Annotated in this window: 9 protein-coding genes; 6 read left to right on the forward strand and 3 right to left on the reverse strand. The window is 70.8% G+C overall.

The annotated features are described in order from the left end of the window. Positions 1-37: 37 nt before the first annotated feature. Together OG972_RS25155 and OG972_RS25160 are read right to left on the reverse strand one after the other, a co-directional pair. Positions 38-817 (reverse strand): ABC transporter ATP-binding protein, encoded by a 780-nt coding sequence (locus tag OG972_RS25155; RefSeq protein ID WP_266990700.1) that lies wholly within the window; start codon positions 815-817, stop codon positions 38-40. 4 nt (positions 818-821) lie between these two features. Further along, positions 822-1,736, reverse strand: a complete 915-nt coding sequence (locus OG972_RS25160; RefSeq protein ID WP_266990702.1) for an ABC transporter permease — start codon at positions 1,734-1,736, stop codon at positions 822-824. A gap of 184 nt (positions 1,737-1,920) precedes the next feature. Here OG972_RS25160 and OG972_RS25165 point away from each other — a divergent pair, with 184 nt between their 5' ends. Next, on the forward strand, positions 1,921-2,529 hold the full coding sequence (locus tag OG972_RS25165) for a TetR/AcrR family transcriptional regulator (protein WP_266985023.1): 609 nt from the start codon (positions 1,921-1,923) through the stop codon (positions 2,527-2,529). Here the strand turns inward: OG972_RS25165 and OG972_RS25170 are convergent. Continuing rightward, on the reverse strand, positions 2,516-5,980 hold the full coding sequence (locus OG972_RS25170) for a CDP-glycerol glycerophosphotransferase family protein (protein WP_266985025.1): 3,465 nt from the start codon (positions 5,978-5,980) through the stop codon (positions 2,516-2,518). The two genes, OG972_RS25165 and OG972_RS25170, sit on opposite strands and share 14 nt — an antisense overlap. A 102-nt stretch (positions 5,981-6,082) precedes the next feature. On the opposite strand from OG972_RS25170, the gene OG972_RS25175 reads away from it, so the two are divergent. The 5 genes from OG972_RS25175 (at position 6,083) to OG972_RS25195 (ending at position 15,196) form a co-directional block, all read left to right on the forward strand. After that, positions 6,083-8,074 carry a bifunctional glycosyltransferase family 2 protein/CDP-glycerol:glycerophosphate glycerophosphotransferase gene (locus OG972_RS25175; RefSeq protein WP_266985027.1) on the forward strand — a complete coding sequence of 664 codons (1,992 nt, stop codon included), beginning with the start codon at positions 6,083-6,085 and terminating at the stop codon, positions 8,072-8,074. 95 nt (positions 8,075-8,169) lie between these two features. Beyond that, positions 8,170-11,712 carry a bifunctional glycosyltransferase family 2 protein/CDP-glycerol:glycerophosphate glycerophosphotransferase gene (locus tag OG972_RS25180; protein WP_266985029.1) on the forward strand — a complete coding sequence of 1,181 codons (3,543 nt, stop codon included), beginning with the start codon at positions 8,170-8,172 and terminating at the stop codon, positions 11,710-11,712. 237 nt (positions 11,713-11,949) lie between these two features. Beyond that, on the forward strand, positions 11,950-13,191 hold the full coding sequence (locus tag OG972_RS25185; protein WP_266985031.1) for a hypothetical protein: 1,242 nt from the start codon (positions 11,950-11,952) through the stop codon (positions 13,189-13,191). Positions 13,192-13,221: 30 nt separating this feature from the next. Beyond that, the gene (locus OG972_RS25190) at positions 13,222-14,739 is read left to right on the forward strand and encodes a bifunctional glycosyltransferase/class I SAM-dependent methyltransferase (RefSeq protein WP_266985033.1); all 1,518 of its coding nucleotides are present in this window, start codon (positions 13,222-13,224) and stop codon (positions 14,737-14,739) included. 82 nt (positions 14,740-14,821) lie between these two features. Continuing rightward, positions 14,822-15,196 (forward strand): hypothetical protein, encoded by a 375-nt coding sequence (locus OG972_RS25195; protein WP_266985035.1) that lies wholly within the window; start codon positions 14,822-14,824, stop codon positions 15,194-15,196. Positions 15,197-15,227: the final 31 nt, after the last annotated feature.

Consider the following 15,227-nt stretch of genomic DNA (forward strand, 5'->3'; position numbering starts at 1 on the left):
GCTTCGGCCCGGGGCGCCCCCCTTCGGTTCGGGTTCGCTACTTCTTGGCGGTGGTGAACTTCTCGTACGCGGCGACGACGTCCTTCGCCGGACCGTCCATCCGCAGCGTTCCTGCCTCCAGCCAGATCGCCCGGTCGCAGGTCTCGGTGATCGACTTGTTGCTGTGGCTGACCAGGAAGACCGTGCCCGCTTCCTTGCGCAGCTCGATGATGCGCTCCTTGCTGCGCCGCTGGAACTTGGCGTCGCCCGTGGACAGCGCCTCGTCGATCAGCAGGACGTCGTGGCTCTTGGCGGCGGCGATGGAGAAGCGCAGCCGGGCGCCCATGCCCGAGGAGTACGTCCGCATCGGGAGGGTGATGAAATCGCCCTTCTCGTTGATGCCGGAGAAGTTGACGATCTGCTCGTAGCGCTCGCGGATCTCCTCGCGGGTCATGCCCATCGCGAGCCCGCCGAGGATGACGTTCCGCTCGCCGGTCAGATCGCTCATCAGGGCCGCGTTGACCCCGAGCAGCGAAGGCTGGCCCTGGGTGTGGACCCGCCCCTTCGACGGCGGCAGCAGACCCGCGATCGCCTTCAGCAGCGTCGACTTCCCGGATCCGTTGGAGCCGATCAGGCCGATCGCCTCGCCCTTGTACGCGGCGAAGCTGACGCCCTTCACGGCGTGCACCTCGCGCACTCCGGGGGCCTGCCGTCGAGAGGCGATCCGGCTGAGGGCCGAGGTGGCGCTGCCCCTTCCGGTACGGGCGCCATTGACCTTGTACGTGATGTGGACGTCGTCGACGACGACGGTCGGGACCCGCTCGTCGGTGCCGTTCATGTTCTCAGCCACGTCCGTACTGCTCCTCGGCCTTCCAGAAGTACACGAAGCCGCCCACCCCGCACACGAGCGCCCAGCCCGCGGCGACGGCCCACACATGCGGGGGCAGCTGGGACCCGCTGAAACTGTCGATCAGGGCGAACCGCATCAGGTCGATGAAGACGGCGGCCGGATTGCACTCCAGCGCCACCTTCACGAAGTGCGGTACCCGGTCTCCCTTGAGCAGCGCGTCGATGCTCCACATGACGCCGGAGGCGTACATCCAGGTGCGCAGGACGAACGGCGTCAGCTGGGCGATGTCCGGGGTCCGGGCGGCCAGCCGTGCCACCACCATCGAGACGCCGGTGTTGAACACGGCCTGCAGGAAGAGTGCCGGAACGGCCAGCAGCCAGGACGGCCGCGGGAACTGCCCGAACCCGATGAGGATCAGCACCAGCGCGCCCAGCGAGAACAGCAGCTGCTGGAGCTGCTGCAGGGCCAGGGCGATCGGCAGCGAGGCGCGCGGGAAGTGCAGGGCCCGTACGAGGCCGAGGTTGCCGCTGATCGCGCGGGTGCCCGCAGTGATCGAGCTGCTGGTGAACGTCCAGATGAAGACGCCTGTGACGAGGAACGGCACGAAGTCCTCGACATTGCGCTTCGTGTTCATCAGGACGCCGAAGATGAAGTAGTAGACCGTCGCGTTGAGCAGCGGGGTCATGATCTGCCAGATCTGGCCGAGCTTCGCCTGGCTGTACTGGGCGGTGAGCTTGGCGGTGGCGAACGCCGTGATGAAGTGCCTGCGCCCCCACAGCTGCCGGATGTAGGCGCCCAGGGTCGGCCGGGCGCCGCTCACGGTCAGCCCGTGCCGGGCCGCGAGCGCGGCGAGCTCGCCCGGTTCGTACACCGGGAGGAGAGCGGGGGCGGGGGCCGCATCGGTCACCGCCGGGGCCGGTGCGGCCGGCGGGGTCGCTGAGGCTGTTGTCTGGCTCACCACGATCGCTTTCGACGGGAGGGCAGGAACAATGGCGATCGCCGGAACGGAACCGTATCGTCGCTACGTCGAGGGTAGGGCGCATGGACGTCGCAACGCAACCGTTTCGTCGTTACGGACTATCATTCTGGCCATGACCACCGACCCGGGAACCCGCCGTCGCGTCCCCGCCGGAGCCGCTGTGCTGCGCGAGGACGTCACCGATGCCATTCGCAGCGCCGTCTTCGAGGAACTGGCGGCGGTCGGCTTCGCCCGGATGTCGATCGAGGGCATCGCCCGGCGCGCGGGCGTCGGCAAGACCGCCGTCTACCGCCGCTGGAAGTCCAAGCTGGCGCTGGTTCTCGACCTGGTCTCCGCCGTCGCCGTCCAGGGCATGCCTGCTCCGGCCACCGGTTCGCTGTACGGGGACGTCCGCGCCGTCCTGCAACTGGCCGCCTACGCCCTGCGTCACCCCGTCGCCTCGCAGGTCATCCCGGACCTGCTGGTCGAGGCGGCACGCAGCCCGGAGATCTCGGACACGATCAAGGCGGCCCTGCTGGACCCGCAGCAGGGCATCGCCGCCGTGGTCGTCCGGGACGCCGTCGCCCGCGGTGAGCTGCCCGAGGACAGCGACCCGGACCGCGCGCTGGACCTGATCGTCGGACCGCTCTACTGGCGGCTCGCGGTCGTCCGCGGCGAGCTGCCCAAGGGGTACCTCGACGATCTCGCCGCTTCGGCGGTCGCCGCCCTCAAGAAGAACTGACCGCCCCCTCCGCCGCCTGTGGTGCCAGCAGCCGGTCCACGACCCTGGCCGCCGCTCCGCCGTCGTCCAGGTCGCAGAAGTCCCTGCGGAAGCTCTCGTAGGCCTCCGCATGCCGCTGCGTCGACGCGGCCAGGGTGCCGGGGTTGCCCAGCGCCCGGGCGATCTCGTCCGTGCCGACGAGCAGCGGGCCGGGCGCGCGGGTCTCGAAGTCGAGGCAGAAGCCGCGCACGGTGTCGCGGTAGTGCTCGAGGTCGTACGTGTGGAAGAGCATGGGCCGGCCGGTGTGCGCGAAGTCGAACATCAGCCCCGCGTAGTCGGTGACCAGGACATCGGCGATCAGCAGCAGCTCGGCGGTGTCCGGGTGCGCGGACACATCGCGTACGTGGGGGCCGTCGGGCACGGAGCCGGTCACCCGCGGATGCCTGCGCACCAGCACGCTGTGGGTGTCGCCGAGAGCCTCCGACAGGGCCGAGGGGTCGAGGGCCGGATCCCAGCGACAGCGGTGGGATCCGGCGTCGGCGGCCGCGTGGGCCAGGTGGTCCCGGTAGGTCGGTGCGTACAGCACCACCTGCCGCCCGGCCGGGATGCCGAGCCTTCGCCGTACCCGCTCGGCGGTCTTCTCCCGGTCGGCGGCGAAGAGCAGATCGTTGGCGGGCGAGCCGGCCTCCAGGACCTCGCCGTCGTAGGCGAGCGCCCGGCGCAGATGGGGGGTGGCCCAGCTGCTGGGGGAGACGAGGACGGACCACTGGGCGGCGCGGTGCGGCAGGGACGCCAGGTGGTGGTGGTCGGCGTAGAGGGAGTCGGTGAGGTCCGTGCCGAAGCGGCCGAGCGGGGCGCCGTGCCAGGTCTGCACGACCGTCTGCCCGGGGCGCCGCTCGAACCACTCGGGGAGCTGGTCGGCGGTGACGATCCGGCGCGCCCGTGCCAGGGCCTCGTACCAGGCGGTGCTGCGCTCGACGACCGGCACGGCGGTGGGCGGAAGGTGCCCCTGCCGTCCGTCCGTCACCCAGAGGTGCTCGAACTCCACGCCCCGGCGCACGAGTTCGTGGTGGACGGCGCGAGGGGAGTCGCCGCCGGTGTACAGAACGGTGTCGCGCAGCGGCAGGGCGCGCTGCGCCGGATAGTACGTGCCACGCAGGGCGGCCTGGCGGTACGCGCCCCGTTCGGCGGGTGCGAGGACCGGGCCTGCGTGCACGGTCAGCCGGTCGCCGTGACGGCGGTCGAGAGTGAACTCCCTGGCAGGGCCTCCGGGTTTGCCCTTCCTGCGGAGCGGCAGCCGCGCGGTGAGCGCGGTCAGCACCCGGACGGGCAGCCCGCCCAGATGCGAATCCCAGCGCCCCTCGTGCAGACCCGCCGCGACCGACGGGGCGAGGAACGCGGTGAAACGGCCTGCGCCGCGCCGGCCCCCGGACGTCTCTTCGTACGCCACCGGGATGGTCACCGTCTCGCGCAGCGCGTCATGCCGCAGCACGAGCGGGGGTGCGCCCTCCACCGAACCTGCCGCGCCCCCCAGGCGCAGAGCCCCGTCCGCCGTCCACTCGGCCCGGTCCACGACCGGCTGCCCGGTCAGGTCCAGGACCAGTTCGCCCCCCGCGTCGGCGAGTGCCGGAAGCGGCAGGTCCGGTGCGGCGGGGAGTGGCACGCGGGAGCCGTCCGCAAGGATCAGCCGTGCCCGCCACCGACCGCCGGGCTCCGCCTCGACCTCATGCGGCGCCCGGTGCGGCGGGCCGGGCGCGTCTGCCATGCGGGCGAGGTCGGCGAGCGGGATCCGTACCGTGAAGCGTTCGTCGGCCCGGCACTCGAACGGGTAGCGGTACTCGCTCTCCAGCGCCCCGTCGCACGTCAGCACCAGCGACTTCGGCCGCGCACCCCCGTACAGCCGGCCCGTCAACTCCAGCTCGTGCCCCGTGCGATGGGCCTCGCACCGGGCGGACAGGTGTGCCACGGTCAGCTGCAGCCGCCCGCCCCGGTAGTCGAGCACCGCCCGCCGCCCGTCGCCCAGGTCGTGGACCAGCGGCTGGACCGCACCCGCCTCCACGGCCCGCACCGCGACGCGCCGCACCACACCGTGCCCGGCGACCACCACTCCGACCAGCCAGCTGCCCGGCCGCAGCCGCCTCGGGTCGAGGACCAGCTCGAAGCCGGACCGGTCATAACTGTGCAACTCCTGGCCGGAGTCGATGGTCGCCTCAGGGGCGGGAACGGTCCGCACCGGCACGGTCCGCAGCTGTGTGCCCCGGGCCGCGCGCACCATCCCCATCTTCAGCGAGTGGCGCGGAGCCGAGGCCGACAGATTGCGGATGTACGAGTATCCGCGCAGCCGGAGCTTCCCGTCGCCGCCCCACTCCGCCCCGAGCAGCCGCGCCACCGCAGGGAAATCGGTCCTGGCCGGGCGGGCGCTCTCCGGCACGCCGGGGAAGGCCGCCCGCCGCCGTCCGGGCACACCGGTGACCGCGAACGTCCCCGCGCCATTGGCCCGTTCGAAGTCGAGTACCGACAGCAGCTCGGCCGTCCTGCGCTCCCGGACCAGCTGCCACTTGATCCGCAGCTCCACGGGCAGCTCGTCGAGGACCGCAGGTCCCGCACGGTCGAGGAACGCGCCCGCACCGGCCATGAACGCGTCCCGGTATTCGGGCCCGCCCATCGGCAGCCCCTCCAGGAAGTACACGAAGTCGTCGCGCAGGCAGGACGCGTCGTAGCGGTGGCGAGCGCCCCTGTTCGCCTCCCGCCCGCCGAGAAACGCGCTGACCTGCTCGCAGGCCGCGATCCGGTCCCGTACGCCTTTCACATCCGTACGCCGCCGGGTGATCGAACCCTCCCGCACCCGCCAGTAGTAGACGTGCTCGTGCAGCACATCGACGGAACCGGCGAGGAAGTGCGCGGGGATCATCACCGGGGTGTCCTCGTAGAGCTTGCCCTCCGGAAAAGCGAAGGCGTGCCGGTCCCAGAACGAACGCCGGAACACCTTGTTCCAGGCGACCCGGTCGGCGAGCAGCCGGGGATCCCGGCTGATGTGGGTGCGCGCGCGGGTCCCGGTCAGCCATCGGTACTGCCAGGCCTGCTGCCGACCCTGCTCGGTCAGCCGCCAGACATTGCCGGTCGCCAGGTCCGATCCGGTCGACTCCAGCGATGCCAGCATCCGCTCGTACGCGTCGTGGACGACGATGTCGTCGCTGTCGGCGAACGCCAGATACGGGACGCCGGGGGTGGTGTGCCGTACCCCCGTGTTACGGGCCGCGCTCAGTCCCGCATTGGGCTGGCGGACATAGCGGAAGCGCTGGTCGTGGGCGGCGAAGGCCTCGGCGATCGCCGTGCTGCCGTCCGTCGAGCCGTCGTCGACGAGCACCACCTCGATGGCGTCGACGGACTGCTCTGCCACCGACCGCAGGCATGGCTCCAGATACTCCTCGACGTTGTGGACGGGCACGACGACACTGAGACGAGGCTTCATGCCCGGGTCAACCCGGGCGGACGCCCCGGGTCACCGGCACTGACCCGAACGGGTGAACACGCGATTCGGTACGCGGTCCGTGCGCGGTTACGCTCGGCTGCCATGCTCCGTCTCAGTGTCGTCGTGCCCGTCCATCGCGTTCAGGGATATCTCAGGGAGACCCTGGAGTCCGTGCTCGACCGGTCGGACGCCGGGACCGAACTGATCGTCGTCGACGACGGATCGACGGACGGCAGCGCCGAGATCGCCGCCGAGTTCGCCGAACGCGACCACAGGACAAGGGTGTTGAGCCTTCCCGGGCATCGCGGTGCGGGACCGGCCCGCAACGCAGGGGCCGCCGAGGCGCGCGGCACGTACCTGCTCTTCCTCGACGGGGACGACCTGCTGCGACCGGGCGCACCGGAAGCGATCGCCGACCGGCTCGCCCGGAGCGAGGCCGACGTGCTGCTCCTCGGGCACGACCGCATCGACTGGTGGGGCGAGACCGCCCCCGCCGACGATCTTCCGTCCGTCCGCAACCGGCTCTTCCGCCGGGAGTTCTGGACCGCGCACGGCCTCCACTTCACCGACGGCCCCTACGAGGACGTCCTCCCCGTCCATCGTGCCGAACTACTCGCGGCCGACGCGGGCACCCTCGCCGAGCTCGACCGGGTCTGTGTCCGCCACCGCATCCGCCGCACCGGCACCTTCGCCACCACCCCCGGCCGCCACCACTTCGCGGTCATCGACGCGTACGAGCGGCTGCGCACCGAGACGGGCCACGACCCGCGCGTCGAGGAGGCGCGCACCCGCCATCTGCGTGCCGTGCTCGCCGACCCCGGCCGGATCGCTCCGCCCGACCGCCCCGCCTTCCACCGCGCCGCCGGCCTCCCCGGCAGCTACACCGCCCACCGTGCCCAGCAGGCCGTTCGCGACCGGCGCGCCCGGACCACCGCCGCCCTGCGCCGCCGGAAGAAGACGCTGCGCGCCCGCGTCATGCGCGCCGCCTACCGCGCCGACCTGCACCGGCCGCTCGACCCCCACCTCGCGGTCTACGGCGCCTACTGGAACCGGGGCGTCGCCTGCAACCCTGCCGCGATCCACGCCAAGGCGTGCGAACTCGCCCCGCACATCCGGGGCGTCTGGGTCGTCTCGTCCCGCCACCGCGACCGGATGGAGCCCGGGACCCCGTATGTCATCGAGGGCTCCCGCGCCTACTGGCGGGCCATGGCCACCGCCACGTATCTGATCAACAACTCCAGCTTCCCCGGCGGCTTCACCAAGCGCCCCGGCCAGGTCTACCTCCAGACCCACCACGGCACCCCGCTCAAGACCATGGGGCTCGACCAGCGCGCCTATCCGGCCCTCACCAACGGCATCAGCTTCGAGAAGATCGTCGCCCACGCCGACCAGTGGGACTTCTCCCTCTCCGCCAACCCGCACACCACCGAGATCTGGGACCGGGTCTACCCGTCCTCGTACGAGCATCTGAACCTCGGCTACCCGCGCAACGACATCTTCTTCACCACCACCGCCGCGCAGCGGGCCGAAATCCGGGACCGGCTCTCCCTCGCCCCCGGACAGACCACGCTGTTGTACGCGCCGACCCACCGCGACTACCGCAAGGGCTTCGTCCCCCACCTCGACCTGGAACGCCTCGCCCGCGAACTCGGTCCGGATCATGTGGTGCTGGTGCGCGCCCACTACTTCTACGGCCGCTCCGCGCGGCTGCACGGCGCCCGTGTGATCGACGTGACCGGGCACCCGTCCGTCGAGGAACTCTGTCTCGCCTCCGACGTGTTGATCACCGACTACTCGTCCCTGATGTTCGACTACGCCTGCCTGGACCGCCCGATCATCAGCTACGCCCCGGACTGGGCCGCCTACCGGGCCTCGCGCGGCACCTACTTCGACCTGCTGTCCGGCCGCCCCGGCGACACCCCGGGCGCCGTCGCCACCACCGAGGACGAACTGATCGAGGTGTTCCGGTCGGGGGAGTGGCGGTCGGCGCGGACCACCGCGCTCCGGGCCGCGTTCCGGGAGCGGTTCTGTCCGTACGACGACGGGCGCGCCGCCGAGCGCGTCGTGCGACGGCTGTTCCTGGACGGCGCCTAATGTCACACGTTCGAGGCCGTAACCGGTGACCCCCGGGCGTTCACGGGGTTGAGCCATACGGACAACCAGGCCCCCGATGAACGGACGTGCTCAACATGCCGCCACGGCTCAGTGTCGTCGTCCCCGTCCACAACGTCGAGCTCTATCTGACGGACTGCCTGAAGTCCCTCGCGGAGCAGACCATGGCCGATCTGGAGGTGGTGATGGTCGACGACGGGTCCACCGACGACAGCGCCGCCCTGGCCACCGCATTCGCCGCACAGGACAGCCGCTTCCGGCTGGTCAGCCAGAAGAACGGCGGACTCGGGCACGCCCGCAACACTGGTGTCCGCAACTGCGACCCGGGCAGCAGCTACCTCGCCTTCGTCGACAGCGACGACATCCTCCCGCCCCGCGCGTACGAACTCCTCGTCGGCGCACTCGACGAGACCGGCTCCGACCTTGCGTCCGGCAATGTGCTCCGGCTGCGCGCCTCCGGCAAGCTTCAGCAGTCGCCCAACTTCCGCAAACCCATGGCGAGCACGCGGCTGCGCACCCACATTTCCCGCGACTGGGACCTGGCCGCCGACCGGATCGCCTGCAACAAGGTCTTCCGCCGGTCCTTCTGGAACGAGCACGCCTTCGCCTTCCCGGTCGGCGCCCTCTACGAGGACATTCCCGTCGTCCTTCCCGCCCACTTCCTGGCCCGCACCGTCGACGTCGTCAAGGACCCCGTCTACCACTGGCGCGACCGGGCGGGCTCGATCACCACCCGCCGCGCCGTCGTCCGCGGCATCCAGGACCGGGCCTCGCACGTACTGGGCGTCTCCACCTTCCTCGACGAGCACCGCAGCGCCGCCGAAAAGCGCCGCTACGAGGCGCATGTCCTCGCCAACGACCTCTGGTACTTCATGGAGGCGCTGCCCGACGGCGACGACGAGTACCGCCGCGCCTTCCTCACGTACGCCAACGAGTTCACCGACCAGGTCGACCCCACCGTCCTCGACGGGCTGCCACTGCGCCTGCGCCTGATGTGGCACCTCGTACGCGAACGGCGCACCGACGAACTGCTGGCGCTGCTCGCCCACGACAAGGCCGAACCGGGCGCGTTCGCCGTACGGGGCGTGCGGCGCCGCAGCGCCTCGTACCCGGGACTGACCCGACCCCTGCCACGGTCGGTGCTGCGCGTCGGCGACCGGGACCTGCCGCTCACCGCTCGGCTGCGCGAGGCGCACTGGCAGGGCGGGAAACTGCACCTCAAGGGGTACGCCTACATCCGCAACCTGCCCGCCGCCTCGCGGCGCAGCGAGTTCCGGGCGGGCTGGCTGCGGGCCGGCCGACGGCATCTGGTGCCGCTTCGGCTGCGTACCGTCGACGAGCCGGAGGCCACCGCACGCTCCCGGCAGAGCCTGCACGACTACGACCGGTCCGGCTTCGAGACGGTCGTCGACCCGGCCAGGCTCCGGATCGATCCCGGCGGCCCTGCCGAACGGCTCACCTGGCGCCTCGAAATCGGCATCGCCGGTCACGGGATGCTGCGCCGCTCCGACGTCTCGACCGACGAGGCAGCGGCGCCGCCGCCCGTGCACCGGCCGGACGGCGACCACCGGATCGTGCCCGCCTTCGAGAGCGGCAAGCTGGTGCTGCACGCCGAGCGGATCGACGCCCGGTTCGAAACGCACCGGGAGGGCGGCGCGGGCGACGGGACACGCACCGTGGTGATCGACGGCATGATCCGCGACCGGCTCGGCACGGGCCCGTTGCGGATCGCCCTTACCCACCGGCCCTCCAGCACCTCCTTCGACTGCCCGGCGGCGGTCCACGAGGGCGCCGTGCCGTCGGCGGCGGGCTGGCGGCGCTTCACCGCCGAGATCCCGCTCGGCGCGTTGACCGATGCCCGGCCGCCGACGGGCGCGGGCACCGTCCCGTACAGCCTCCACCTCGTCGGACCGGACGGCCGCCGGACACCGATCGATGTGCCGGGACCCGTCCTGCCGGGCCGCTACCCGGTCGCGCGCGGCGCGGACGGCGCCAGGCGGGAGCTCGCTCTCACCGCCGGCTCCCGCGGCAATCTGCTGATCAGCGACCGGACCGTACAGCCCGCCTGCGAGCTGGCGAGCTGGACCGAGGACGGCCTGCTGCTCCTGGAGGGCACCTTCCCCGACGACCCGGACCGGCCCGTTGAGCTGGTCGCCCGGCACAGCGGACACCGGGAGGAGGCCGTGTTCCCGGTGGCCCTCTTCGGGCCCGCCGAGGCCCGCCGGTTCCGGGCCGAGCTGCGGCCGGACGCCGTCGAGGCACCCGGCGGGGCACTGCCGCTGGGCGAGGGCCACTGGTACCTCTTCCTCCGCGAGAAGGGCGCCACCGACGACACGCTCGACCTGCCGCTGCGCATCCCGGCCGCCGCCCACCGCACCCTCCCCGCCACGCGAACCCTTGCGGGGCGTCGGTACGTCATCGAGCGGCGCTACTACGACCAGCTGCTCATCGACTGCGCGTCGGTGCTCAGCGCCGCCGAACGCGGCGTCCGCGGCAAGCGGCTGCTGCGCGAGGCGTACGGAAGGCGGCGGTCGGCGGCACCCCTGCGCGACGCCGTGCTCTACAGCAGCTTCGACGGCCGCCAGTACTCCGACTCACCGCGGGCGATCTACGAGGAACTGACTGCCCGCACCACCGAGTTCGAGCACCTGTGGGTCGTCCGTGATCAGCAGGCCCGCGTCCCGGCGGGCGCCACCGCCGTCGTCCACGGCTCCGCCGACTGGCACGAGGCACTGGCCCGCAGCCGCCACATCGTCACCAACACCCAGCTGCCCGATTGGTTCGAACGGCGCGACGGCCAGACCGTCGTGCAGACCTGGCACGGCACCCCCCTCAAGCGCATCGGTCTCGACCTCGCGGGCACCGCCCAGGCCAACGCCGCCTACATCGCCGGCATTGAACAGCGCGCAAGGCAGTGGAGCGTCCTCGTCTCCCCGAACAGCTTCTCCACCCCCGTCCTGCGGCGCTCCTTCGGCTACCGGGGGGAGATGCTGGAGTGCGGCTACCCCCGCAACGACCTCTTCCACGCCTCGGACCGCACCAAGGTGGCCGCCTCGGTGCGGGAGCGGCTGGGGATCCCCTCGGACAGGCGGGTCGTGCTGTACGCGCCGACCTGGCGCGAGGACCGGCCGCAGGGCGGCGGGAGGTATGCCCTGGACCTTCAGCTCGACCTGGCGGCCGCCGAACGAGAACTCGGCGCCGACAGCGTGCTGTTGGTGCGCCGCCACTATCTGGTCACCGACCGGCTTCCGGACACCGGAAGCGGCTTCGTGCGGGACGTCTCGCGCTACGGGGACGTCGGCGAGCTGATGCTCATCAGCGACGCGCTGGTCACCGACTACTCCTCGCTGATGTTCGACTTCGCGCAGACCGGACGCCCGATGCTGTTCCACACGTACGACCTGGCCCATTACCGCGACACCCTGCGCGGCTTCTGTTTCGACTTCGAGAACCGCGCCCCCGGTCCCCTGATCCCCGACTCCGCCGAACTCGTCGAGGCGCTGCGTGATCCGGTCCGGGCCACCGAGGGACACGCGCAGGCGTACGAGGCATTTCGGCGGGACTTCTGCGATCTCGACGACGGGCATGCGGCGCAGCGGGTGGTCGACCGGATGCTGTAGGCGGCGCAGTGGTGTTCCCCGGTGCCGGCCCCCCGTACGCCGTGGGGGCCGGTACCGGGCCCGGGGGAAGCGGCGGTGAACGCGAACGGGCTCGCGGGAATGCAGGCTGCATGAACCGTTCGAGTGATTCGCGCCATCCGGTGCGGGTGCTGTTGAGCAGGGAATCGATTCCGGTCCCGCTTAAGTATGTTGATCGGTGCGCTGCATAGCGGCCTCTGGTTGCTACGTTCTGTTTTCATGGGTATCCGAATGTGGTGCGCCACCTGGAACGTACGACGCGCAAGAGCCGTCGTGCTCGTCACCGCGGCCGTCGGGCTGCTTGTCAGAATGCTGATCGCCGCAAACACGCCGGGCCCCGCCGACGTGCGCATCTTCCAAGGTTTCGCAAAGGCCATCACCGTTTACGGCCCCATTCGCATTTATGAGCAGCCGCTGCCCGGCCTGCCTGTCTACAACCATCCTCCGTTGGCCGGATGGATGCTTCTCGGGCTGAATGAACTCGCCGAAATCGGAATGTCGTTCGGGACGCTGATCCGATCACCTGCCTCGATCGCCGACTTCTTCTGCGCGCTCGTCGTGTTCGAAATCGTCCGGCGGCGCAGCTCTCTCCGTACCGCGGTCGCCTGCGGAACGGGCGTGGCCCTCAGCCCCGTACTGATCGCCACCTCCGGGTACCACGGCAACACCGACGCGGTCGCCGTGACCTTCGCCCTCGCCGCCGCGTATCTGCTGGCCGACCGGAAGGCGCCGCTGGCCGCGGGGGTGGCCGCCGCGCTCTGCATCAGCGTCAAGTTCATCCCCGTCGTGGTGATCCCCGCGCTGTTCGTCGTCGCGCTGCGCGGCGGGCGGCCGGTGTTCGTCCGCTTCACCGCGGGGTTCACCGCCCTGATCGCCCTCGTCTGGGGACCGGTCCTGGTGACTGTGCCGGAGAACCTGAAGGAGAACGTCCTGGAGTACGCGGGCGGCAACTACCGCCTCTGGGGGCTCGTCCGGTTCGCCGATGTGCTCGGTCTGCCGGAGCCGTTCATCGCCTTCATCCGTGGCGAGGGCCACTTCCTCTTCGTGCTGGTCTGCGTGGCCGTCGGCGTCTGGCTGGCCTGGGTGCGGCCCGCGCAGCTGCCCGGGGTCGTCGCCGTGACGATGGGCCTGCTGCTCCTCCTCTCCACCGCCTCCGCCCTCCAGTACCTGACCTGGGCGGCAGCCGCGATGTTCGTCATCGGGTTCTGGGAGGGACTCGCGTACAGCTGCCTGCTCGGCTGGACGGCCGTCCTCGGCTACCAGGGACGCTCCGCCGTGCGATGGAGCGAAACGGTGCTGCAGCTCGGCGCCGCCGGGTGGTTCGTCCTCGCGATCGGACTGGTCACCGGCGTCCGCAAGATCCTCGCCGCCCCGCCGGACGCGCCCTCGTCGACCTCCGCCGAACGGGCGTCGGTCACGGCGCCCCGTGCCTCACAGCCGTCCGGTTCCGCCGTCAACTGACCACACCCGAGCACAACTGGAGAACCCCACGTGAAGGAAAGCACCAGCCCCAGGATCGGCATCCTGGTGGTCGCGTACAACGCCGAGACGACGCTGGAGAAGACCCTCGACCGCATTCCGGAGGATTTCCGGTCCCGGATCTCGGAGGTCCTCATTCTCGACGACGCGAGCCATGACGCGACCTTCACCGCAGGCTGCCGCTGGTCCCAGACGGAGGGGATGCCCAGGACCGTCGTGATGCGGCACACCAAGAACCTCGGATACGGCGGGAACCAGAAGGCCGGATACGCGCTGGCCGCCGAACACGGACTCGACATCATCGTGCTGCTGCACGCCGACGGACAGTACGCCCCAGAATTGCTTCCCGACATGGTCGACCCCATTGAACGCGGCGAATGCGAAGCCGTGTTCGGATCGCGGATGATGAAGTCCGGCAGCGCCCTCAAGGGCGGCATGCCGATGTACAAATGGCTCGGCAACCGCATTCTCACCCGGCTGGAGAACGGGCTCCTCGGATCGCAGCTCACCGAATTCCACTCCGGCTACCGTGCCTACAGCGTCGCGGCGCTCAAGAAACTGCCGATCGGCCGGAACACCGACGCGTTCGACTTCGACACGCAGATCATCGTCCAGCTGCTCAACGAAGGAATGCGGATCAAGGAGATCCCCGTACCGACGTACTACGGCGACGAGATCTGCTACGTCAACGGCATGAAGTACGCGAAGGACGTCGTCAAGGACGTCCTCGAATACCGCCTCGCCGTCAAGGGATTCGGCACCTGCGCCTGGATCCCCAAGCCCGTCGAGTACGCCTTCAAGGAGGGCGACGGCTCCTCGCACGCCGTCATCCTGGAGAAGATGCGGGCGCTCCCGCCCGGCCGCGTGCTCGATCTCGGCTGTTCCGGCGGGCTGTTCGCCCAGCGCCTCGAAGCCCTCGGCCACGAAGTGACCGGCGTCGACTACATCGAGGTGCCAGGGGTCCGCGAGAAGTGCACACACTTCCATCTCGCCAACCTGGAGGAGGGGCTGCCCGCCGAGATCGGCGCCGATTTCGACTATGCGGTCGCCGGCGATGTCATCGAGCACCTCTCCCGCCCCGAACGCGTCCTTGCCGAGGTGGCGACCGTGCTGCGGCCGGGCGGCCAGGTACTTCTCTCCGTACCGAACTTCAGCCACTGGTACTCACGGCTGCGGGTCGCGCTCGGGATCTTCGACTACGACCGGCGCGGCATCCTCGACGAAACGCATCTGCGTTTCTTCACCCGGGCCAGCCTTCGCCGCACCGTCCGGAACGCGGGCTACGACGTCCTCGACATCGCCTCCACCGGGGCGCCGTTCTGGTCCCTGCTCGGCGGCCGCGGCCCCCTCCCCGCGATCCTCAGCGGGCTCTCGAAGCTGCTGACCCGGATCCGGCCGACGCTGTTCGGCTATCAGCACGTCGCACTGCTCACCCCGCATGCGGCCGAGACGATCATCGCTGGAGAGCACGTCGATGTTCAGGACATCCTCAACCGACAGTACGTCCCTGCCGACCGGGTCGGGGTCTGAGACCGCGGCTCCCGCCGCCTCCGTGCCCGCCCCCTCACGCGCTCCCGGGCCGCCGCCCGCCCCCGCAGTCAGGAGCAAGACCTTGACCCTGCCCAGTCTGACGCTGCTCCTGTTCGCCGTGTTCGCGTCGGCGGGCGGCCAGATCATGCTCAAACACGGTATGAAGGGCGCCGCGGCGACGGCCGGGCGCGACGGCGGATCGCTCGCGATCCGCGCCGCGACCAGCCCGTGGGTCGTCCTCGGGCTGGTCGTCTTCGCGGTCTCCGCGCTCGCCTGGATGGCGACGCTGGCCAAGGTGCCGCTCAGCATCGCGTACCCGTTCAACGCGCTCGGCTACCTGCTGATCGTGATGGCCGGATCGACGGTGCTGCACGAGCGGACCTCGATGTGGACCTGGGGCGGCTCGCTGCTTGTCGTCATCGGCCTCGCCACGGTCATGGCGGGCCAGCAACGCTGAGGCACATCCCCGCGGCCGGGTGCGCCATCGA

This window comes from Streptomyces sp. NBC_01669, assembly GCF_026339735.1.
Lineage (GTDB): Bacteria > Actinomycetota > Actinomycetes > Streptomycetales > Streptomycetaceae > Streptomyces > Streptomyces yanii.